16 protein-coding genes are annotated in these 20,659 nt (G+C 72.2%); 4 read left to right on the plus strand and 12 right to left on the minus strand.

Annotated elements, in window-relative coordinates:
- The first annotated feature begins 5 nt into the window (after positions 1-5).
- The gene (locus J4H92_RS01325; protein ID WP_208095230.1) at positions 6-1,316 is read left to right on the plus strand and encodes a UDP-glucose dehydrogenase family protein; all 1,311 of its coding nucleotides are present in this window, start codon (positions 6-8) and stop codon (positions 1,314-1,316) included.
- Between the two features lie 135 nt (positions 1,317-1,451).
- Here J4H92_RS01325 and J4H92_RS01330 read toward each other — a convergent pair whose 3' ends face one another.
- Together J4H92_RS01330 and J4H92_RS01335 are read right to left on the minus strand one after the other, a co-directional pair.
- Positions 1,452-4,007 (minus strand): glycosyltransferase family A protein, encoded by a 2,556-nt coding sequence (locus J4H92_RS01330; protein ID WP_208095231.1) that lies wholly within the window; start codon positions 4,005-4,007, stop codon positions 1,452-1,454.
- On the minus strand, positions 4,000-4,425 hold the full coding sequence (locus J4H92_RS01335) for a hypothetical protein (protein WP_208095232.1): 426 nt from the start codon (positions 4,423-4,425) through the stop codon (positions 4,000-4,002). The genes J4H92_RS01330 and J4H92_RS01335 overlap by 8 nt, the downstream gene beginning before the upstream one ends.
- Positions 4,426-4,630: 205 nt before the next feature.
- On the opposite strand from J4H92_RS01335, the gene J4H92_RS01340 reads away from it, so the two are divergent.
- The gene (locus tag J4H92_RS01340) at positions 4,631-5,551 is read left to right on the plus strand and encodes a glycosyltransferase family A protein (protein WP_208095233.1); all 921 of its coding nucleotides are present in this window, start codon (positions 4,631-4,633) and stop codon (positions 5,549-5,551) included.
- A 10-nt stretch (positions 5,552-5,561) separates the two neighbouring features.
- On the opposite strand, the gene J4H92_RS01345 is transcribed toward J4H92_RS01340, so the two are convergent.
- From J4H92_RS01345 to J4H92_RS01380, 8 genes are read right to left on the minus strand one after another with little or no spacing between them, the layout of a single operon-like run.
- Positions 5,562-6,851 carry a hypothetical protein gene (locus J4H92_RS01345; protein ID WP_208095234.1) on the minus strand — a complete coding sequence of 430 codons (1,290 nt, stop codon included), beginning with the start codon at positions 6,849-6,851 and terminating at the stop codon, positions 5,562-5,564.
- 21 nt (positions 6,852-6,872) lie between these two features.
- Complete coding sequence (locus J4H92_RS01350) at positions 6,873-7,961, minus strand: acyltransferase family protein (RefSeq protein ID WP_208095235.1); 1,089 nt, start codon at positions 7,959-7,961, stop codon at positions 6,873-6,875.
- A 26-nt stretch (positions 7,962-7,987) separates the two neighbouring features.
- Positions 7,988-9,193 (minus strand): DegT/DnrJ/EryC1/StrS family aminotransferase, encoded by a 1,206-nt coding sequence (locus J4H92_RS01355; RefSeq protein WP_208095236.1) that lies wholly within the window; start codon positions 9,191-9,193, stop codon positions 7,988-7,990.
- An 11-nt stretch (positions 9,194-9,204) separates the two neighbouring features.
- Positions 9,205-10,224, minus strand: coding sequence for a GDP-mannose 4,6-dehydratase (locus J4H92_RS01360; RefSeq protein WP_341782961.1), 1,020 nt, complete (start codon positions 10,222-10,224; stop codon positions 9,205-9,207).
- On the minus strand, positions 10,221-11,273 hold the full coding sequence (locus J4H92_RS01365; protein ID WP_243751873.1) for a sugar phosphate nucleotidyltransferase: 1,053 nt from the start codon (positions 11,271-11,273) through the stop codon (positions 10,221-10,223). The genes J4H92_RS01360 and J4H92_RS01365 overlap by 4 nt, the downstream gene beginning before the upstream one ends.
- On the minus strand, positions 11,273-12,472 hold the full coding sequence (gene neuC / locus J4H92_RS01370; protein ID WP_208095238.1) for a UDP-N-acetylglucosamine 2-epimerase: 1,200 nt from the start codon (positions 12,470-12,472) through the stop codon (positions 11,273-11,275). The genes J4H92_RS01365 and neuC overlap by 1 nt, the downstream gene beginning before the upstream one ends.
- Before the next feature lie 4 nt (positions 12,473-12,476).
- On the minus strand, positions 12,477-13,526 hold the full coding sequence (locus J4H92_RS01375) for an N-acetylneuraminate synthase family protein (RefSeq protein ID WP_208095239.1): 1,050 nt from the start codon (positions 13,524-13,526) through the stop codon (positions 12,477-12,479).
- Complete coding sequence (locus tag J4H92_RS01380) at positions 13,519-14,163, minus strand: NeuD/PglB/VioB family sugar acetyltransferase (RefSeq protein WP_341782962.1); 645 nt, start codon at positions 14,161-14,163, stop codon at positions 13,519-13,521. Before J4H92_RS01380 ends, J4H92_RS01375 begins: the two co-directional genes overlap by 8 nt.
- Positions 14,164-14,239: 76 nt before the next feature.
- Here J4H92_RS01380 and J4H92_RS01385 point away from each other — a divergent pair, with 76 nt between their 5' ends.
- Both J4H92_RS01385 and J4H92_RS01390 read left to right on the plus strand, forming a co-directional pair.
- Positions 14,240-14,923, plus strand: a complete 684-nt coding sequence (locus tag J4H92_RS01385) for a cytidylyltransferase domain-containing protein (protein WP_208095240.1) — start codon at positions 14,240-14,242, stop codon at positions 14,921-14,923.
- Between the two features lie 114 nt (positions 14,924-15,037).
- Positions 15,038-15,349, plus strand: a complete 312-nt coding sequence (locus J4H92_RS01390) for a response regulator (RefSeq protein ID WP_208095241.1) — start codon at positions 15,038-15,040, stop codon at positions 15,347-15,349.
- Positions 15,350-15,641: 292 nt separating this feature from the next.
- Here the strand turns inward: J4H92_RS01390 and J4H92_RS01395 are convergent, their stop codons facing one another.
- Both J4H92_RS01395 and J4H92_RS01400 read right to left on the minus strand, forming a co-directional pair.
- Entirely contained in the window at positions 15,642-17,855 is a 2,214-nt protein-coding gene (locus tag J4H92_RS01395) for an SdiA-regulated/phytase-like domain-containing protein (protein ID WP_208095242.1), read from the minus strand.
- Between the two features lie 95 nt (positions 17,856-17,950).
- Positions 17,951-20,542 (minus strand): hypothetical protein, encoded by a 2,592-nt coding sequence (locus J4H92_RS01400; RefSeq protein ID WP_208095243.1) that lies wholly within the window; start codon positions 20,540-20,542, stop codon positions 17,951-17,953.
- Positions 20,543-20,659: the final 117 nt, after the last annotated feature.

The raw sequence follows: 20,659 nt of genomic DNA on the forward strand, positions 1-20,659 counted from the left end.
CTCTCATGAAACTCTCTGTCATCGGTTGTGGCTACCTGGGCGCCGTGCATGCTGCGGCGATGGCGTCGATCGGGCACGAAGTCGTCGGCATCGACGTCGATTCGGCGAAGATCGCTTCTCTCACCCGGGGCGAGGCCCCCTTCTTCGAGCCGGGACTGCAGGAGATCCTCACCGAGGGCGTCGCCTCGGGGCGTCTGCGCTTCACGACGGAGACGAGCGAGGCGAAGGGCGCGCAGGTGCATTTCATCGGCGTCGGCACGCCGCAGAAGAGGAACGGCAAGGGCGCCGATCTGACCTACGTGAACGCCGCGGTGGACGCGCTCCTCCCGCATCTCTCCCCGGGCGACATCGTCGCCGGCAAGTCGACGGTGCCCGTGGGCACGGCCGAGGCGCTCGCCGAGCGCGTGGCGCCGACCGGCGCGACGCTCGTGTGGAATCCCGAGTTCCTGCGCGAGGGCTTCGCGGTGCAGGACACGATCGATCCCGACCGGCTCGTCGCGGGCGTCCCCGAGGGGCCCGAGGGCGAGCGGGCGGAGGGGATCCTGCGGGAGGTCTACCACACCGCCGTCGCGAAGGAGACGCCCTTCATCGTCACCGACTACGCGACCGCGGAGCTCGTGAAGGTGGCGGCGAACGCGTTCCTGGCGACCAAGATCTCGTTCATCAACGCGATGGCGGAGATCGCCGAGGTGACCGGCGCGGATGTGACGCAGCTGGCCGACGCGATCGGCCACGACGCCCGGATCGGGCGCCGCTTCCTCGGAGCGGGCATCGGCTTCGGCGGGGGATGCCTGCCGAAGGACATCCGCGCCTTCTCGGCGCGGGCGGAGGAGCTCGGCCGGGGCGAGTCGGTGGCCTTCCTTCACGAGGTGGATGCGATCAACCTGCGCCGCAGGGAGCGCGCGGTCACGCTCGTCGTCGAGGCGCTCGGCGGCAGCGCGGTGGGCAAGAAGGTGACCGTGCTCGGCGCGGCGTTCAAGCCCCACTCCGACGACATCCGCGACTCCCCGGCGCTCGATGCGGCGGTGCGGCTGCGCGGGCTCGGCGCGAACGTGGTGGTCACCGACCCCGAGGCGATCGACAACGCCCGGCGCGTGCATCCGCAGCTCGCCTACGAGCGCTCGACCGACGAGGCGCTGCGCGATGCCGACGCGGTGCTCGTGGTGACGGAGTGGGACGAGTACCGTCGGGAGCTGGCGCCCGAGCGCGCGGCCGCGCTGGTGCGGACGCAGACGATCGTCGACGGCCGCAACTGCCTCGACCCGAAGCAGTGGCGCGCGGCCGGCTGGGAGTACCGGGGCATGGGCCGCCCCTGACGCGCGTCCCGATCACGATGCATCGTGCGGGCCGGGAAGATCGATGATGTCGCGCGAATGGTCGCTGCACGGCGCTTCGTGCGACCATGCGTGCGGCATCACGTGCCGGCGGGCCCAGCGCGCTGAGCGGACGGCTCAGGCGGTGCGCCACTCCTCGACCGTCAGCGGGGCGTGCCAGGCGGGGATCCGCGCGGCGTAGTCGCGGGCGGCGGCGACCCGCTCGGCCCTGAGCACGTCGTCGAGCGCCAGGAGCAGCGCCAGATCCCCGCCGCCCCCCGTCACGAAGGTGCTCACCAGCTCGCCGTACTCCGCGGCGTAGCTGCGCGGGGCGACCACGGGCACGCCCCGCCGCACGGCTTCCTCGATCCACGAGGGGGAGGAGAGGAGGCGCCGGTCGAAGGGGTCGAGGATGAGCGCGTCGATCGTGTCGAGGAACTCGGCTCGGCTGCGCTCGGCACCGGGCACCAGCGTCCACTCGTCGGTGCTGACCAGATCCTCGCCGAGGTACTCGGCGGCGAGGCCGGTCTCATCGTAGATGAGCGATTCCGCGAGGCTCGGCGATGGCAGGAGCGCCCGCAGCCTGCGGGGGCGCCACTCGAGCCTGTCGCGCGGCGAGTACCAGGGCAGACCGAGGACGGGGAGTCCCGGCTCCCGGGAGGATGCGCGGGCCGTGCGGGGCGGTTCCGCGCCCGTGGAACGGCCCGCCCCGAAGCGGAAGGATCCGATGCGCGCCTCGGCTCCCAGCTCGGTCAGGGCCTCCGCGATGCGCGGGGAGACGGTGAGCCATTCCGGTCGGACGCCGAAGACCGCCTCGACGCGGCGGTCGAACCAGTCCGTCGGGGGCAGCGCGGAGCGCCCGCGCACCCGGCGCGTCGACCCTTCGAGCGCGATGATCACCCGTTCGGCGCGCAGCCCCACCTCTGCGGCGAGCGGCAGGTAGCTGAGATATTCCGGATCGGTGATGATGAGGGTGCCGATCTCGGTGCGGTCGGCCCAGGCCATCCAGCGGGCCCGGCGCTCCGCGACGTGCCGGTACAGTTCGACGGGGATGGTCGCGCGGCGGAAGGAGCTCAGCCGGGGGTTCACTCCGCTCAGCACCCCCACGGCAGATCCGGCTCGCCGGTGCAGCTCGGGGATCGTCGGCAGCCAGTTCTCGGCGGTCGCGTATTCGCGCTCCCAGTCGGAGAGCACGGCGATCTCGATGCGCTCGGGCGCGGGGACGCCGAGGATCGAGACCGGCAGCACCTCGGCGGCGGCACGCTGCGCGTCGTCCAGGCGCCACTCGGGCGCCGCTCCGTCGCGTTCGGCGCGCGCGCGCGCCGCCTCGTTCCTCGCGCGGAAGTGCAGACGGTAGTTCGAGCGGTCGTCGGACATCCAGCCGTAGCGGAAGTCGGCTCGTGAGAGAGAGCCCACGGTGAGCTGGACGAGGCTCAGCACCTCCTCCATGCGGAGGATGGCCTCCTCGCCGAACGCCTCCAGCAGGCGCACCTCGAACTCGGAGTCCGCGCCCTTCCGCGTCAGCTCGAAGCCGCCGATGCGCTCGAGCACCTCGGCCCGCCGGAAGAGCAGGGAGGACATGTTCATCCGCATCGGGGGATAGCCGAAGTAGGTCACCCGCCCGTCGCTGAGCAGTCGCAGGGAGCGCGAGGTGGTGGCGGTGAGACCGGGGTCGTCCAGGAGCGGGATCGCCTGCAGCTCGATGCGCCGGGAGTGGGTGATGTCGTCGGCGTCGAGGAAGGTGACGAACTCGCCCCGGGCGGCCCGCACGCCGGCGTCGCGGGCGCGGTAGGCGCCTCCGTTCTGCGGCTGTCGCAGCACGCGGACCCGCGGGTCCATCGCCTCGGCGGCGCGGAAGAACTCGTCTCCCCCGGGGGAGCAGTCGTCGACGACGAGCACCTCGAGGGCGCGCCAGGACTGCCGCACCAGCGATTCGACGGTGCTCAGGAAGCCCTCGTCGGGGTTGTAGGTGGGGACGACGACGGTCACGAGCGGCTGGTCGGCCTCCGCGATCGCGCAGCCGCTCACCACCGGGGCGTGCGCCGAGGCGAACACCGCGTCGGGGTCGAGGTCGTCGGCGTCGAGTGCGAAGGGCTCGACGCCCGAGAGCCGGAACGGTTCGTTGAGCGCGGCCCACCAGCGCCGCCGGGCCTCCGGATCCTCAGCCGCGCCGTCGACGGCGGCATCCCGCAGGAGGTCGGTCTCGGCCGCCCAGAACTGCTCCTCGGCGCGACTGCGGTGGGAGGCGAGCGCCTGCCGCGCCGCGCCGTTCCGGGTCACCGCCGTGACCTGCACCGCGAGGCGCAGGAGGCCCTCGTTCTCCTCGTCGGAGAAGTCGATCTTGCCGGACCGGCCCAGCGCGGCGAGCGCGAGCGCGAAGTTCTCCTCGCTCGGGTCGAGCACGCAGGCGAGCAGCGGGGCGAGCGGCAGCGCCGGGTTCTTGCGCAGCGAGCGGGGCGCTTCGGCGAGCGCTCGAGCGAGGGAGGCCCAGTCGTGGGCGCCTCCGGTGGCGCGACGGCTCAGTTCGTCGACGATCTCGGGGGAGCGCATTCGCGTCCCGAGCCTGAAGAGCATCCAGGGCGAGATCCTGCGGGTGCGCAGTTCCGCGACGGTGTAGGCCCGGAATCTGCCGAGCTCCTCCGCCGACTCGGCGAGCGGCGGGCGCGTCCCCGCGTCCGGGAGGCGCTCAGGCATCTGCGTGCTTCGTGCCGCCGGCCGGCTCCTCCCGGTCGGCGCTGCCGTCGCGCAGCTCGCCCAGCAGCGCGTTCCGCATGCGTGCGAGGTCTGCGGCGGAGCGCACCGACAGCCGCTCCGGCAGCTCTTCCTCGAGGCGGTCCATGCGCTGGTCGAAGGCGGCGATCGCGGCGTTCAGCTCCTGCGTGGCGCTGCGCAGCTGCGACATGTAGCCGCGGGGTCCGGTGCGGTCGTCGACGACGGACCGGATGGTGTAGTAGCGGAGCAGCAGGATCGTGATGGTGAGTCCGACGAGGATCATGCCCATGATGACGAGGGCGACGATCCGCCACGGCGCGAACAGCGCGACGAGGGCGCTCACCGCCACCGCGAGCACGAGGAGGGTGATCATGACCTTGAGATTCTTGAGAATCTTCACTGGCGGGATCCTTTCGTCAGGGGCGCCGCAGACTTCGATCGCCCTGCCGGACGGCCGGGGCCGACTGGGGCGAGGGCGACCACACCGATCCTACACAGGCATCGCCCCGAGTCCGCTGCGGGAGCGCGAGAGTGTGAGAAGATGCTAAGCGGTGCCCGCGCAGCCGGGCGAGCGGACGCGCGTCTGCCGCGGAGGGAGCTGAACGATGGATGAGACCGGCCGGGTCGCCCGCGTCGCGGTGGTGATCCGCACGAAGGACCGCCCCGAGCTGCTGCGGCGGGCCTTCCGCAGCATCGTCGGTCAGACCTTCGGGGAGTGGGAGGCCGTGGTCGTCAACGACGGCGGCGACGCCGCGGCCGTCGACGCCCTCATCGCGGCCCAGCCCGAGGGGGTGCGGGAGCGGTTCCGCGCCGTCCACGCGGAGACCTCCCGCGGCCGGTGGGTGAGCGCCAACGCCGGGGTGCTGGCGACGACCGCGCCGCTGCTCGTGCTGCACGACGACGACGACTCCTGGCATCCCGAGTTCCTGGAGCGCGCCGCGGCCTATCTCGACGCGCATCCCGAGCGTCAGGGCGTGGTCTCCCGCATCCAGATCGTGTGGGAGAAGCTGGTCGAGGGGCGCCTGCGCACGGTGCGGAAGGAGATCTTCGAGGAGGGCCTGCCCGTGCCGACGCTCTCGGACGAGCTGCTCTACAACCGCTTCGTGCCGATCGGCTTCCTCTACCGTCGTGCGCTGCACGAGGAGCTCGGCCTCTACGACGAGAGCCTGCCGGTGGTGGGCGACTGGGCCTTCTACCTCAAGGTGCTCGCCCGCGGCTCGCTCGAGTATCTGGGCGAGACCCCCTACGCCTACTGGCATCAGCGCGAGCGCTCGGAGGGCGCCGAGTCGAACAGTGTGATCGGCGCGAGCGGGGATCACGCCAAGTACGATGCGCTGATCCGCGAGCGGGCGCTGCGCGAGTACGTGGAGGAGCACGGCCTCGGCCTGGTGCTCTATCTCACCAAGTACATCGACCAGCGGCTGGAGGAGACCGAGTTCCGGGTGCGCCACGAGGTGCGCAAGTTCAATCCGGTCGAGCGGGTCTATCAGAAGCTGCGCACGATGCGGGAGCAGCGCCGGGGCTGAGCCGACGGGATCACCTCGCGGCCTTCGTGCCGTCGATCCAGGATCGGCGCACGGCGGCGCCGCCGCGCGCCCAGCCGTCGGAGAGGCGTGCCGGGCGCCCCGCCCCGTCCGCGCGTTCGAGCAGCTCGCGAAGCCGCTCGGCCGCGGCTCCGCCGTCGACGGCGCACCAGGCGACCGCGTGGTCGCGGAGGGCGCCGCGGTCGACCTCGCCGCGCCGTGCCCGCTCCGCGAAGCCGCGGGCGTCGTCCGGGGTGCGGATCGCGGGGGCGACCCGCTCGTCGGCCAGGAAGCGGTAGCTCACCGGGGCGTCGTCGAGTCGAACGGTCGCGGTGGGGACGCCGAGCGCCGCGCTCTCCCACGCCACCCCGCTGGAGAAGTGGAAGAGGAAGGGGGCGCCCTCGGCGAGCAGGTCGATGGTGCGCACGTCCTCGCGCAGCGTCCAGCCGGCGGGCAGCAGCTCGCGCAGCTCGTCGAGGTCGGAGCGCGGGTGCGGGGCCACCGCCATGGGGCCGAGGCCGTCGCCGGCGACGGCCTCGAAGATCCTCCGGATCGTGGGGGCGGGGTGCGGGGAGAGCGCGAGGATGCCGGGCGCATCGGGGCGGAGCGAGGGCACGGGGGAGGAGAGGACGTCGCTGGCCAGGTTGCCGACCTCGTCGAGCAGCGTCGCCGGGACGCCGAGGGCTGCGGAGTAGAACTCGCGTTCGCCTCGTCCGCGCAGTCCGGCGTAGCCGACGGGCAGGTCGAGGTAGGCGCTGTTGTCGGCGGCGGGGGCGTGCGGCACGTAGACGACGGGCACCGCCTGCTCGTTCGCCGCGACGATGAGCGCCCGGATGATGGGGGAGTGCTGGGTCGAGACGAGCACGCCGCGGTAGGCCCGCAGATCCATGCCGCGGTAGAGGTCGAGGGCGAGGGCGACCTTGTAGAGCTGGTTGACGAGGGAGTCGCTCACTCCGGCGCTCACCGCTTCTCCGGGTCGGCGGGAGATCGCGTGGAGCATCCGCCGCTGCGCGGCGCTCACCGCCTTCGCGTCGAGCACGGGGGCGCGCGCCGCCTCGCTCGGCGCCTCGATCGGGAGGGCCTCGGCTTCGGCGGCGATCAGCCGTTCGAGGGCGCGCGCCTGGTTGACGGTCTCGGTGACGACGAGGTGGGAGCGGAAGCGGGAGTGGGTCGCGGGCCGGAAGGGCCGCTCCTCCGGCCGCAGGGCCGCGATCTTCTCGGGCAGGGGCCCGCGCAGGTGCAGGAGGTCGAGGGGCGGGCGCATGCACCAGAGCAGCGTCTCGGCTTCGGTGCTGGCCCGCATCGGTCTCCTCACCCCTCCACCCTATCCGTGCGGTCCGGCCGTCGCCGGAACCCCGGGCTGCTCGCCCGGCCCGGAGAGCCGCCGGCCGAGGCGGTTGAGGGGGATCTCGAGGCAGCGGTAGCTCAGGTAGGCGGCGGCGAGGGTGAGCGCCATCGCGAGGGGGATCAGCAGGGCTGGCGGGAGCACGTCGGCGCCGAGCCGTTCGAGGATCTCGTGGACCAGCGGATGCAGCAGGTAGACGGCGTAGCTGATGTGGCCGAGGGTGACGAGGGGCACGTGCAGCGGGCGCGGCAGCGACACGGGCATCTTGTAGACGGCGATCACGAGCGCGGCGCACAGGGCGGTGAACGCCAGGCGGTTCCAGCCGGTGACGAGGTCGATCTGCTCGGCGCCCGTGGGGAGGAGGACGAAGGCCGCGACTCCGCCCCAGAGCAGCGCGTGCGCGGCGGGTCGAGGGAGGCGCACGGAGCCCAGCAAGCGGCCGATGAGCACGCCGAGGAAGAAGAGGAAGGCCTGGCCCAGCGGGTTGATGTAGTGGCTCCACTGCTCGGAGAGCGGGACCGAGGCGCTGAGGATCCCGAACGCGAAGAGCAGGTAGACGCCGCCGAGCACGGCGCCCGCGACCCAGAGGCTCCAGGGGCGCCGCGCGGCGAGCGCGATGATCGGGAACATCGCGTAGAAGACCAGCTCGTTGCCGATGGACCACACGCCCGGCGAGAAGTAGGTGTCCCAGGCGACGAAGCCGAAGAGGCCGGTGAGGTTGAGCGCGAGGTCGGCGGGATCCGGCGGCTGCTGCGACAGTGCGACGGCGAGCAGCGTCACCGCCCAGAGCAGCGGGAAGATGCGGAAGCCGCGGCGGATGAAGAAGCCGCGCACCGAGCGGATCGTGCCCATCCGGTCGGCGTAGACGTGCTGGAGGGTCAGCCCGCTCAGGATGTAGAACACCGAGACGCCGTAGATCCCCACGCGCCCGAGGACGGTGTCGGCCGGTTGCGGCCCGTGCTCCCACGAGGCCAGGTGGTACGCCATGATGCCGAACGCGGCGGCCCCGCGGAGGTAGTCCAGCGCGTCCAGCCGCGCGGCGGTGCGGGGCTGCGGATCGTGGGGCACGCTGCCATCCTATGCGCGGCGGCGCGTCAGCCGCGGGCGTAGAAGCCGAGCACGGCGTCGATCACCCGGGCCTGGTCGGCCTCGCTCAGCTCCGTGGAGCTCGGCAGCGAGACGCCGCGCTCGAAGAGGGAGGCGGCGACGGAGTCCCCGGCCGCGGCCTCGTCCGCGCTGCCGCCGGACCCGCCGCGCACGAGCCGTCGCGCTCCGGCGAACGGCGGTTGCGCGCTGAGCGGCCGCCACAGCGCGCGGGCGCCGATGCGCCGCTGCTGCAGGTGATCCAGCAGCAGGTCCCGTTCCGCGGCGTCGCGGGCGAGGATCGAGTACAGCCAGTAGCTCGACTCGGCGCCCGGCAGCCGCGGGGGGAGCCCGACGGGCAGCTCCCCGAAGGCGGCCTCGTAGCGGCGCGCGATGGCGAGCTTGGCGGCGATGAACTCGGGGAGCCGGCCGAGCTGCGCGTTGCCGAGCGCGGCGGCGACGTTGGTGAGCCGGTAGTTGTAGCCGACCTCGTCGTGCAGGTAGCCGACGCCGGGCGCCTTCGCCTGCGTGGTGAGGTGGCGGGCGCGTTCCGCGAGGGCCGCGTCGTCGGTCACGATCATGCCGCCGCCTCCGGTGGTGGCGATCTTGTTGCCGTTGAACGAGAAGCAGCCGATCCGGCCCGCGGTGCCGGTGGCGCGGCCGGCGAGCGCGCCGGACGACCAGCCGGCCCCGAGCGATTCCGCGGCGTCCTCCACGACGGGCACGCCGTGGCGCTCGGCCGCGTCGAGCAGCGCGTCCAGGCGTGCGGGCTGGCCCAGGATGTGCACGGCCTCGATCGCGGCCGGCTGCCGTTCGCCGGCGGCGGCACGCCGGTCGAGCTCTCGGACGACGAGCTCGGGGTCGAGGTTCCAGCTCGCGGCCTCGGAGTCGACGAACACGGGCACGGCGCCGAGGTAGGCGATGGGGTTCGCCGACCCGATGAACGTGAAGTCGGAGCAGAGCACCTCGTCGCCCGCGCCGACCCCGACGAGCCGCAGCGCCACGTGCAGGGCGGCGGTGCCGCTCGCGCAGGCGACCGCGTGCGTCGCGCCGACGGTCTGCGCGAAGCGCTGTTCGAAGGCCTCGACCTCCGGGCCGACCGAGGAGACGAAGCCGGAGGCGACGGCGGCCTGCGTCGCCGCGATCTCCGCGAGCCCGATGTTCGGCACGGCGAGGGGGATGAACGACGGTTCGGCTGGTGATGCGGGATGCGTCATCTGGTCGGTCCTCAGCGGTGGTATCGCTGGGCGGTGGCGAGGTCGACGCGGCCGCGCAGCCAGTCGGCGGTGCGGGCGAGGCCGTCCTCGAGGCCGACGGTGGGGGACCAGCCCAGCAGCTCGCCGGCGAGCGAGGGGTCGGAGAGCAGGATCTCCACCTCGGAGGCGGCGGGTCGTACGCGGTCCTCGTCGTGCTCGACGGCGGCGTCGTTGCCGGTCACGGTCTTGCAGAGCTCGACGAGCTCGCCGATCGACACGGTGCGCCCGGTGCCGAGCTGCACGGTGGCGCCCGGCTCGAGGTCCGCGACCGCGGCGCGCGCGAAGCCGTCCGCGGTGTCGGTGACGAAGGTGAAGTCCCGCTGCGGGCTGAGGGCGCCGAGCCTGATCCGCTCCGCCCCCGCGAGCAGCTGCGAGAGCACGGTGGTGATCACGGCGCGGGCGGACTGGCGCGGGCCGAAGGTGTTGAAGGGGCGCAGCACCGTGAGCGGCAGCTCGAAGGAGCGCGCGTACGACTCGGCGAGCTTGTCGGCGCCGATCTTCGAGGCCGAATAGGGCGACTGCCCCTTGAGCGCGTGGTCCTCGCTGATCGGCACGCTGTCGGGCGTGCCGTAGACCTCGGAGGTCGAGGTGTGGACGAGGCGCTCGATGCCGTGCTGCCTGGCGGCCTCCAGCACGTTGAGGGTGCCGCCGATGTTGGTGTCGACGTAGGATCGCGGCGCCGAGTAGGAGTGGGGGATGGCGATGAGCGCGGCGAGGTGCAGCACGATCCGCTGCCCGGCGACCGCCTCGCGCACGTGCTCGGGGTCGCGGATGTCGCCGAGCACGGTGCGGGCGCGGTCCTCGGCGAGCGCCGCCTGGAACGTCTCGGATTCGTCGAGCCAGCCGAGCGTGCCGAAGGAGTTGTACATGCAGAACGCGGTCACCTCGGCGCCCGCGGCGAGCAGGCGTTCGACCACGTGCGAGCCGATGAAGCCGTCGGCTCCCGTCACGAGGACGCGCGCGCCGGAGAGGGGGTGCTGGTCGGGGGTCACTGTGCTGCTCCTTGTGCTCGTGCGAGGTCGTGCGGGGTGCCGATGTCGATCCAGCCTGCGTCGATCGCCCAGGCGCTCACCCGTCGGCCGGAGTCGAGGCACTGCTCGGCGAGTCCCGGCATCGTGCTCGGGCGGTTGTAGGGGAGCAGTCGCACGAGCTCGGCGTCGATGCAGTAGATGCCGGTGTTGATCTCGACGGCCAGCTCCGGCTTCTCGGAGACGGCGGTGATCGTGCGCTCCTCGTCGTATTCGACGACGCCGAAGGGCACGGTGTGGCGGTAGGTCTTGACCCCCATCGTCAGCGCCGCTCCCGATGCCTCGTGCTCGCGGATGAGCCTGGCGGCGTCGAACTCGACCAGCAGGTCGGCGTTCAGCACGAGCAGCGGAGGCGCCTGGGCGGAGGTGACCGCGGGGTCGAGCAGCGTGAGGGAGCCCGCGGTGCCGAGCGGGTTCTCCGCGGTCTCGCGCAGGTAGTCGATGGAGCAGCCGAGGCGGCTGCCGTCGCCGAGGCGCGCCTCGATCTGCTCGGCGAAGTGGTTGACGCTGATCGAGAGGTTGCGGATGCCGTTGCCGACGAGCTGCAGGATCACCCATTCGATGATGGGGCGGCCCGCGACGGTGATCAGCGGCTTCGGCACGTGGCGGGTGAGGGCGCCGAGCCGGGTGCCCTTGCCTCCGGCCATGATCACGGCCCGGTTCGGCAGCACGGCGCCGCCGATGATCTCGGAGAGGGTGTGGATCGAGGCGACCGTTCCGTCGGGGGCGATCTCGGGCACGGCGTTGATGCGCAGCGCGGTCATGAGGTCGAGGATGTGCGCGCGGGCGGTGCCGGTGGGCACCGTCCTGGGCGCGCGCTTCACGTGCGGTGCGATGGGATCCTCGAGCCGGGCGCCCGAGATGAGGGCGCGTCGCAGGTCGCCGTCGGTGATCACCCCGACGAGCTTCCGGGCGTCGTCCACCACGCAGGCCAGGCCGGTGGCGCTGCCGTCGATGGCGGTGAAGGCGTCGAGCACGGTGGCGTGCTCGCGCAGCAGGTAGTCGGCGATCATCATTCTCCCAGCGCCGTCCCGCCTGGCAGGGTGCGGAACGGCTTCATACGCAGGGTATCCGGTGCGGGCAGGATCGACGATTCGATGGCGGCGACGATCTGCTCGGCGGCGGATCCGTCGGGGCCGGCGTCGTTCCGGTACGGGTTGCCGAAGCGGCGGCCCGGCCCGCGGGGCAGCGCGAGGGCCGCCTCGACGGCGCGCGCCACGTTCTCCCGGCCCTCGTCGGCGTGCAGCACGGAGTCGGCGCGGAGCCTGCCCTGCTGGCGCTGCCCGATGTCGACCGACGGCACGAGCGCGGTGGGCGCTTCGATGATGCCCGAGGAGGAGTTGCCGGCGACCACGTCGACCGAGGCGAGCACGCGGGGGAAGTCGGCGCCGATGCTGTCGACGGGGATGACGCGGGGCTCGCCGTCGGCGACGTGCCGCAGCGCCGCGATGATCCGCTCGCGGCCGGTGTCGTAGCCCGGTGCGGTGACGATCACCGTGCCCGTGCGGTCGAGCACGCCGCGGAGGGCGGCCGCGGCCGCGGCGCCCGGATCGGCCGCGGCGCCCGGATCCTCGCCCGGGTTCGCGGAGGTCGGCGGGTGGTAGGTGAACAGGGCGATGGGGCGGGCGAGTTCGCGGCCGAAGCGCTCCCGCAGTTCCGCGTCGCTCAGCGGCGCGGCGCCGGCGATCCGGTCGAGTCCGGGTGCGCCGGTGCGGACGATGCGCTCCGGCGGCTCGCCGAGCTGCCGCACCCGTGCGGCCGCGTCGGCCGACGCCACGCAGTGGAGGTCTGCGAGCTTCGTCACGGCGTGGCGGACGCGCTCGTCGAGGGCGCCCTCCGTGACTTCGCCGCCGTGCAGGTGGACGATGGGGATGCCGTGCAGAAACGCCTGCGGCACGACGAAGAGCAGTTCCCAGCGGTCGCCGAGCACCACGAGCGCGTCGAAGCGGTGCTCGGCGAACACGCGGTGGGCGCCGGCGACGAGCAGCTCGCCCTGGGCGGCGACGGCGTCCCGGTCGAGGGAGCGCAGCGGCGGGGCGAGGGCGTGGATCTCGGGCTCCGCGCCGAGCCGCTCGGCGAGGGACGCCGCGTCGAAGGCGACCCCGGTGAGCAGGTGCAGCGCGATGCCGGGGCGACGCCGGAGGGCGGAGAGCACCGGCTCCAGGGGGCCGAGGTCGGCGCGGGTGCCGACGAACACGGCGACGTGGTGCATGGCGCTACCCCCGGTCTCGTTCGGGGTGCTCCTCGAGGTGCTCCTCGGTGATGGGGTCGTGGGCGCGGAGGTCGCGGGCGAGGCGGCGCCCGGCGATCGCCTGCGAGGGGCGCAGTCCGGTCTCCGGGCGCAGCGCGACCAGGTCCTCGGCGGTCAGGACGTGCCCGCGCGGGAGCGGTCTGGCGGCGTGCCAGGAGCGGCGCACGAGCGGTGCGTTCTCCTCCTCGGAGGGCATCCGCCGCTTGCGTCCGTCCCCGAGCATGGCGATGGCGCGGGCGATGCGCGCGGCGTAGTCGCCGAGTTCGTCCGGGGTGAGGCTGGCCTGGTGGTCGGGCCCGGGGAGCGTCCGGTCGAGGGTGAAGTGCTTCTCGAAGAGGCGGGCGCCGAGCGCCGCGGCCGCGAGCGCCGCGTCGGCGCCGAGGGTGTGATCCGACCAGCCGACCGGCACGCCGAAGCGCTCGTGCAGGGCGGGGATCGCGGCGAGGTTGCAGTCCTCGGGGGGTGCGGGGTAGGCGGAGACGCAGTGGAAGAGGGCGACGGCGGGGGCGGCGCTCGCCGCCGCGAGCGCGGCGTCGATCTCCGGGAGCTCCGCCATGCCGGTGGAGAGGAGCAGCGGCAGGCCGGCTCCGGCCAGCTCGGCGATGAACGGCGTGTTGGTGAGTTCGCCGGAGGGCACCTTGAGCGCGTCGACGCCCAGGTCCACGAGCAGCCGGGCGCTGTCGAGGTCGAAGGGGGTGCTGAGGAACCCGATGCCGGCGTCGTCGGCGTGGCGCCGCAGCTCGGGCCACGCCTCGCGGGGCAGGGCGAGGGAGCGCAGGAGCGCGGTCTGATCCTGCGGTCCGCCCTGGCGGCGCTGGTAGGGGGTGGAGGCGGCGTCGGGCGCGACCAGCTGGTCCACGACGAACGTCTGGAACTTGACGATGTGCGCGCCCGCGGCGACTGCGGCGTCGATGAGCCGGTGCGCCAGCGCGAGGTCGCCGTTGTGGTTGACGCCGGCCTCGGCGATCAGCGCGAAGCCGTCGCCGCCCTGCGCGATGTTCCGCAGCTCAGCCACGGTCGCCTCCGATCGGTCTCGCGGGCGTGCCGACGACCGTGCTGCCCGGGGGCACGTCGGCGACGACGGTGGCTCCGGCGCCCACCGTCGCGCCCGCGCCCACGGCGAGCCCCGGCAGGATCGTGGCGCCGGAGCCGATCAGCGCCTCGGCGCCGACGGCGACGCCGCCGAGGAGTCGCGCGCCGGGTGCGATGTGCGCGCCCGCGCCGACCTCGCACTCGTGCTCGACCACGGCCGAGGTGTTGACGATCGCGCCGGCGCCGATCGCGGCGCGGGGGCCGACGTGGGCGTGCTCGAGCACGACGCTCACGGCGCCGATCGCGGCCGAGGCGGAGACCGACGCGGTCGCGGCGAGCAGCGGAGGGAGGGCGAGGCCGGCGGGGATGCGTGAGAAGAGGGCCATCCTGGCGCGGTTGTCGCCGATCCCGACGAGGATCCGGATGCGATGCAGCTCCGCGTGCGCGATCGCGGCGCCGTCGTCCTCGAACGCGACCGGGAGCACGCTGGCGGCGGGGTCTCCCGCGTGGCCGGCGATGCGGAATCCGGCCCGGACGAGCGCATCGGCTACACTCAGGGCGTGGCCGCCGGCGCCGAGCACCAGCACCTCTTCCGCTGGGGTTCCGGGCGACGAGGACACGGAGACAGTCTATCGGGCGGCCGTTCCGCGCGGACCGGCGCCCGAGCCCGACGGATGACGACGAGGGGAGCCCAGCGTGTCGACGATCGCGACCATCTGCGCGCGCGGCGGATCCACCGGCGTGCCGGGCAAGAACATCCGCGTGCTGCAGGGCAGGCCGCTGATCGCCCACACCATCGGGCAGGCGCTGGCCTGCCCGGAGATCGACGGCGTCTACGTCTCCACCGACTCGGCCGAGATCGCCGAGGTGGCCGAGCGCTTCGGGGCGACGGTCCTGGGTCTGCGCCCGGCGGAGCTCGCCACGGACGAGGCGCCGAAGCTGCCGGTGATCCGCCACCTGGTCGAGGCGGTCGAGGCCTCGGGCGCGACGGTGCGCCGCATCGTCGATCTCGATCCGACCTCGCCGCTGCGCGAGGTGGCCGACATCTCCGCGTGCCTGGGGCTGCTCGACGCGCGCACCGATCTGGTGATCACCGGGTATCTCTCCGACAAGAACCCGTACTTCAACATGGTGGAGGAGCGCGAGGGCGGCGTGTTCCGCCCGGTCGTGCATACGGGGCGCGATGTGGTGGCCCGGCAGCTGGCGCCGCGCGTCTATGCGATGAACGGGTCGGTCTACTGCTGGTGGCGCGAGACGTTCTCCGAGAGCCTGTGGGCGGGGCGGACGCGGCTGCACGAGATGCCGCGGGAGCGCTCGGTCGACATCGACCACGAGCTGGACTGGAAGCTCGTCGAACTGCTGCTGGCCGAACGGCCCTGAAACGGCGCGGGAGGCACACCCGAGCTTCTCTACTCGCAGGTATGCAGGAGTTGAAACAAGGCAGCAGTCTCCGTCGAGATCCACCAGGGATTCGCCTCGTGGTGGCGTCACCAGATGGGTCTGAAGATTCTCCCCTGCCCGATTCGGCTGTTCTGGTCGAATCGCATGCAAACCTATCGGACGCGCCACCATGTCAGCGACTTGCAGGCCGGCACTATTGCACTGTTTGCTGAGTTCGCTTTTTTCTGCCCGGCATCCCCGAACGGGGGTGACAGAACGGGAGTGGAGCGGGTGCGAGATACCCATCGCGCGGGGCGTCCGGACGTGGTGCTGATGGACATCAACATGCCGCCGGGCATGTCGGGGGTCGAGGCCACCGCGCAGCTCGTGATCCGGGCGGTCGAGTGCCGCTACATCAGCATCTGAGGCATTCGGCAGACCAGGGGAACGCGAAGCGTCCGGGAGGGGGACCGGGAGCACAGGGGGGCAGAGAACACCGGGAAGTAACACACGTGGCGGGGCACCCACCGCAGAGTAGACACCCCGCCACGCGACCAGTTATCCGAAATGCCGCGCCCTGGCGATAGCGCTGGCAGTCCGTGAACCATCCTGCTTGCTGACGCATACCCGGATGGATGGCATCAGTCTAAGCAGACCGACCGAACACCGTCAATGGATCTGCGGGTTCTCAGCCGACACCCGCAGGCAGCCGCGGCGCTCATCTGAGCCTGACCCGGAGCTTCTTCACCGTCTTCGCCGCCCGGTGGGTGGTGGTGACGATCTGCGTCGAGGTGGCCTTGGTCGTCCGGTAGCTCGCCCGGGGCACGGTCGCGGTCACCCGCACCCGTTTGCCCTTCTTCAGCCGCTTGGCCTTGCCGCCGAGGCGGAGGGTCGCGGTGCCGTTCCTCAGCTTGACCGGATAACTGCCCTTGACCCCGGCGACTCGCAGGGTCGCCCTGCCCGGGAGGCGGCTCTTCGCGTAGCCGCGGTTCGCCGTCACCGTGATGCGCAGCTTCTTGCCCGTGAGCGCCTTCACCGCGACCCGGTAGTTCGCCGAGGCGGTGGAGGTCACGCGCGGCTTCGCGGGCGGCACGGTCACCGGCTTCGCGGCCTCGACCGGGGCGGTCGCCTCGGAGACCGCCTCGGCGGGCTGCAGCAGCGGCGGGTGATCCGGCCACGGCAGATAGCTCGCCCGCAGCGAGAGGGTGCGCCCCAGGTCGGCTGCCTTCACCGTGTAGCTCACGGGGGTGGTGCCGTCGGTCTGCCAGTCGGTGCGGGTCTCGACGATCTCGGTGCGCGCGCCGGGGATGGGCTGCCCGTCGCGCAGCCACTCGTAGGCGTAGCCGGGGCGGTAGAACCGGTGCGCCGCTTCGACGGGTGAGGTCCATTCGGCATGGGTCGCGGTGATCGTGTCGCCGATCCGCGGCGGCTCCCCGCCGGTATCGGTATGCCCGTCGGCGTCGGCCCAGGAGAGCGCGGGCGCGGGGGTGGCGAGGAACGTCGGCGGCTCGGGCTCGACATAGCCCGTGGTGGTGGTCGTATCCCAGTAGCCCGCTTTCGAGACGGTGACGACGGCGCGTCTGGCGTCGGGAACGATGATCGTGCCGTCCGGGGCTCGCTCGTAGCCGGGGGTGTGGCCGGCGGCGGTCTCGCCTGCCAGGTCGGCGCCGTCCGCGTCCTGCCACTGGATGCTCACCCGGTCGGGGGTGGGGGTGATACCGCTCACGTCGACGGTGACCGCCTCGCCGATCACCGCAGTCTCGGGCAGCACCGCCTCGCCGGTGAACTCCCCCAGCACCGCCTCGGGCGGGGTGGTGGGCACGCCGGGGCAGTTCAGGGTGCCCTGACGGATCAGCACGCCGCCCGCGCCGTTGTCGTCGGCCCACCACACAGGCCGCACCCCTGAGACGCACTCCGCTTCTGGGGCGAAGGCGAGCCCCTCCCAGTTCGAGTTCGGCAGCCCGGAAGGCCGGTTCAGCACTCGGGTCAGCTGGAGGGTGCCCCGCTTCTCGCCGCCGGCGACGAGCTGGTACACGGCAACGCGGCCCGAGCAGTGGTTGTCGCACAGCGCCCACAGCTGCCTGCGGTCCACGTCCCAATGCAGCCCCATCACGGTACCCGCGCCGAGCCGGGCCGCGTCGGCGGTTGCCGCGATCGTCGCGATCCGGGTGTACGCGCCCGTGGTGTGATTCAGAGCATAGGCATGAATCCCGCCACCCTGCTCCACACCGACAAAGAACAGCCCCTCCGCATGATCGCCGTACCGAGAGGGATCGTAGACCGCGCCCGTGTTCTGATCGACGAACCCCGCCGTCACCAAATCCGCATCCGGCACCCACTCGACCGATTCGAAGCCCGAGTTCGCTTCGAGCCCGGGGAAGTCGGGGGTGAGGTTCCACTCATGGGTCGCGTTCTGGCGGAGCCCCGAGGTCGGCGGCGGACCGGTCACGTCGTAGCGGAGGATGCTCACCCGCGACACTCCGTTCTGGGTGCCGTTGCCGCGCTCAGAGGCGACGTACACCCCGGCGGCAGAACCGCCGCCGGTCAGGGTGACGCCCTCGGAGTCCGGTCCGAGCGAGAACGCCGGGGTCCCGCCGATCAGCCGCAGCTCCTTGCGCACCCATGCTCCGCCTTCCCGGTCGTAGCGGTACAGGTAGGAGCGGTTATTGACCACCCACAGTTTGGCCGGGGCGTCAGCGGTCGCCGGCTCGTAGGCGAGCCCGGAGGTGTCTTCCCCGGTTCCAGACAGTGCGGTGGTCACCGCGCTGCCGCCGGGCCACGTCGTCGCCGCGGCAGGCGGAGACGGCGCGCCGCCCCAGTCCGGCTCGGCGGCCGACGCGGCGGGGCCGGCGGCGCTCACCAAGCCCCCGGCGAACATCGCCACTGCCATGAACACGCCGGTGAGCCTGCGACGCAGACGCTGCTGTTGCACGATTCTCCCTCAGATCTCTCCCGTGGCCCCGGACCTTTCGCCAGGCTCAGGGACCGAACCGCGTTCCCTGAGCCTGGCGAAGGGGACGTTCCCGACTACCGCAGTCGAACCCGCAGCTTCTTCGACGCCTTCGGCACCGTGTACTTCGTTGTCGTCACTTTCGCGGCGGTGGTTTTCTTGACCTGGTAGGACAGTTTCGGCACGGTCACGGTCACCCGCACCCGCGTGCCCTTCTTCAGCCTCTTCGCCTTCTTTCCGAGCTTGACCGTGGCCTGACCGTTCTTGAGCTTGACCCGGTAGGAGCCCTTCACGCCGGCCACTTTCACCGTCGCCCGCTGGGAGAGGCGGCTCTTGGTCACGCCCCGGTTCGCGGCGACGGTGACCTTCAGCTTCTTGCCGGTGACGGTCGCGACCTTCACGGAAGGCTTCGAGGTGACGCTCTTGGTCTCCTGTACCGGACGGGCAGGCGCTTTCGCGCCGATCCTCGGGGTCGGCTGCGAGGTGAAGGTCTTCGTCTCGTAGCCGGCCCTGGTGCCGGTCACCCGCACCGCGAGGGTGAAGCCCTCGTCGGCGGCGACGGTCTTGTAGCTTGCGGCGGTGGCGCCCCGGATCGGGGAACTGCCGCGCAGCCACTGGTAGCCGAACTGCGCGGCCGGCGCCCACTCCCCCGTGTCGGCGGTGAGCGTGTCGCCGACCCGCGGGTTCGACGCGCCGATCACCGGCGCGGGCGCGGCGGTGAATGTCCCTTGCGCGGCGATGCCGGTGAGGCTGAAGTCTGTGGTGAACAGCGGGGCGCTGCTCTCCACGTGCAGTCGGGCATAGGAGACGGTGCCCCCGCGCTGCGGGGCGAAGCGCACGGTCGCGGTGGTGGTGTCGCCCGGTTCGAGCACGGTGCCCGCGCTGCTGCCCGGATCGAGCTGGAACTCGTCCGCGTAGTCGCCCTGCACGCTCAGCGCGTCGATCGGGACCGTCTTACGGCCGACATTCGTGATCGTCGCGGTGCGCGGCTCTGAGACGGTGCCCGGCGTCTGCTCGGCGAACGGCTCCTCCAGCCCGGTCACCGAGAGCTGGTAGCCGAGCGCCCCGCGCAGCGTGTAGACGTCGCTGCGGGACTTGCGCTGCGCGTCGGGCACGACGTCCTTCGTTCGTCCGCCTTGGTACTGCGCCTCCGTCCAGACTCCCACAGGCCGGTAGACGCCATAGTCGTGGCCCTGGTCGAGGATCAGCCGCACCTGACTGCCGGGCTCCAGCCGGTCGGGCACCTCCGCGATCGCCTCCCACGAGCCGTTCGCGCCGGCTTCGACGTGGGCGGGCAGGGCATGGTCGTGTTCGTCGCTCAGCTGCTGCGGCTGCGTGTCGGGGTGGCCGTCCCAGTACCAGAGGTGCGCGGGCTCGGTGATCTCGGTGTGCTGCAAATCCTCGTCGATGACGGCGCCGTCCTTGGAGAGGATCAGGTATTCGCCAGAGGCGTTGCGGCGGATCTCGCGGATCGAACCGCCGTTCAGCTTGAGCTCGATCGGCTCCCCGAACACCGCCCGCGTCGAGGCGGGCCGGTCCGGGTCGGTGAGCTCGTGGATGTTGGTCACCGGCACGATCAGGGCGTCGCCGCCGCGCACGCCGCCCACGAGCGGGGCACGGAACCCGAGGTACAGGGTGGTGCCGTCGGGAGCGAACTCGGCACCCTCCACGTTGAAGGCGTCGGCGCCCGAGGGGTACTGGCCCTCGGCAGAGAACTGCTGGAAGCGGTACTTCTGGCCGTTCGCGTTGTCCCACGCGATCAGATCGTCGCGCAGGCCCCCGTAGGAGCCGATGGTCGAGATCTTCGCGTCCTTGCCACTGCCGGTGAGCTTCGTCTCATAGACGGTATGGCGGCCGCGCTGCACCTCGCCCTTGCGCGAGTTGCCCTGCGAACCCAGCCAGAACACCGAGTCATCGTTGTCCCAGGCCGAGGCCTCGAAGTCGTCTTCACTGCCCAGAATGCCCGTGTTGGGGTTGTAGCCGATATGGAACCGCGCGGTCGGCAGCCCCGATTGGTCGCCCTTATAGAGGCGGATCCAGGGGGATTCGTCGTCGGCGAGGAGGAAGTAGCCGTCGCCCACATCGATCGCGGTCGACCCGTCGGAGCTGTAGAGCAACTGCCGGCTGGTGGGCGTCGCCGACTTCGAGGCGTAGTAGTCGATCGTGTACGAGGCGGTCTTGCCGCCCTCGCCGGTGACGGTCACCACCACGTTCGCGTTGCCGTAGTCGACCGGGGTGAAGTCGATGCGGCGCACGCCGGGGCTGCCCTCGACCGCCGACACGGTGACCGCGTCGGCGGCGGGGGTCGCGCCGAACGGCGGCACCCGCGTACCCTTCGCCTCGATCGCGGTGGTCACCGTGAGCGACGCCGGATCCACCGGCTGCCCATCGGCACCGGTCTGAGCCACCTGCACGAGGAAGCCGGGGTTTGTCGGATCACCGGCCGCGCCCGAGTGCACATTCTGCCCGATGATCGTCGCTTGTCTGACACCCCCGACCCAGTTGGTCGAGGTGATCGTGCGCGGCACCTGCGAGATCGTCGGCGCCACCGCCTCCGCGGCCTGCGCGGCCGGCACAGTCACGCCGCCGGCGAGCAGCGCCAGGGCGAGGGCGGCGCCGACCGCCGCCCCGAGCTGCCGCGACCGCGGCCGGAAAGTCTTACTGTTCATGCGAACTCACTACTGCTTTCGATTCGTGTTGCGTTTTCGTCTGTGAGGGGCCGGGGGCGTTCCCTGAACCTGTCGAGGGGAACGCCCCCCGTGGGAATGGTTCCCGGTCCCTTCGAC

Source organism: Leucobacter weissii, from assembly GCF_017565745.1.
Lineage (GTDB): Bacteria > Actinomycetota > Actinomycetes > Actinomycetales > Microbacteriaceae > Leucobacter > Leucobacter weissii.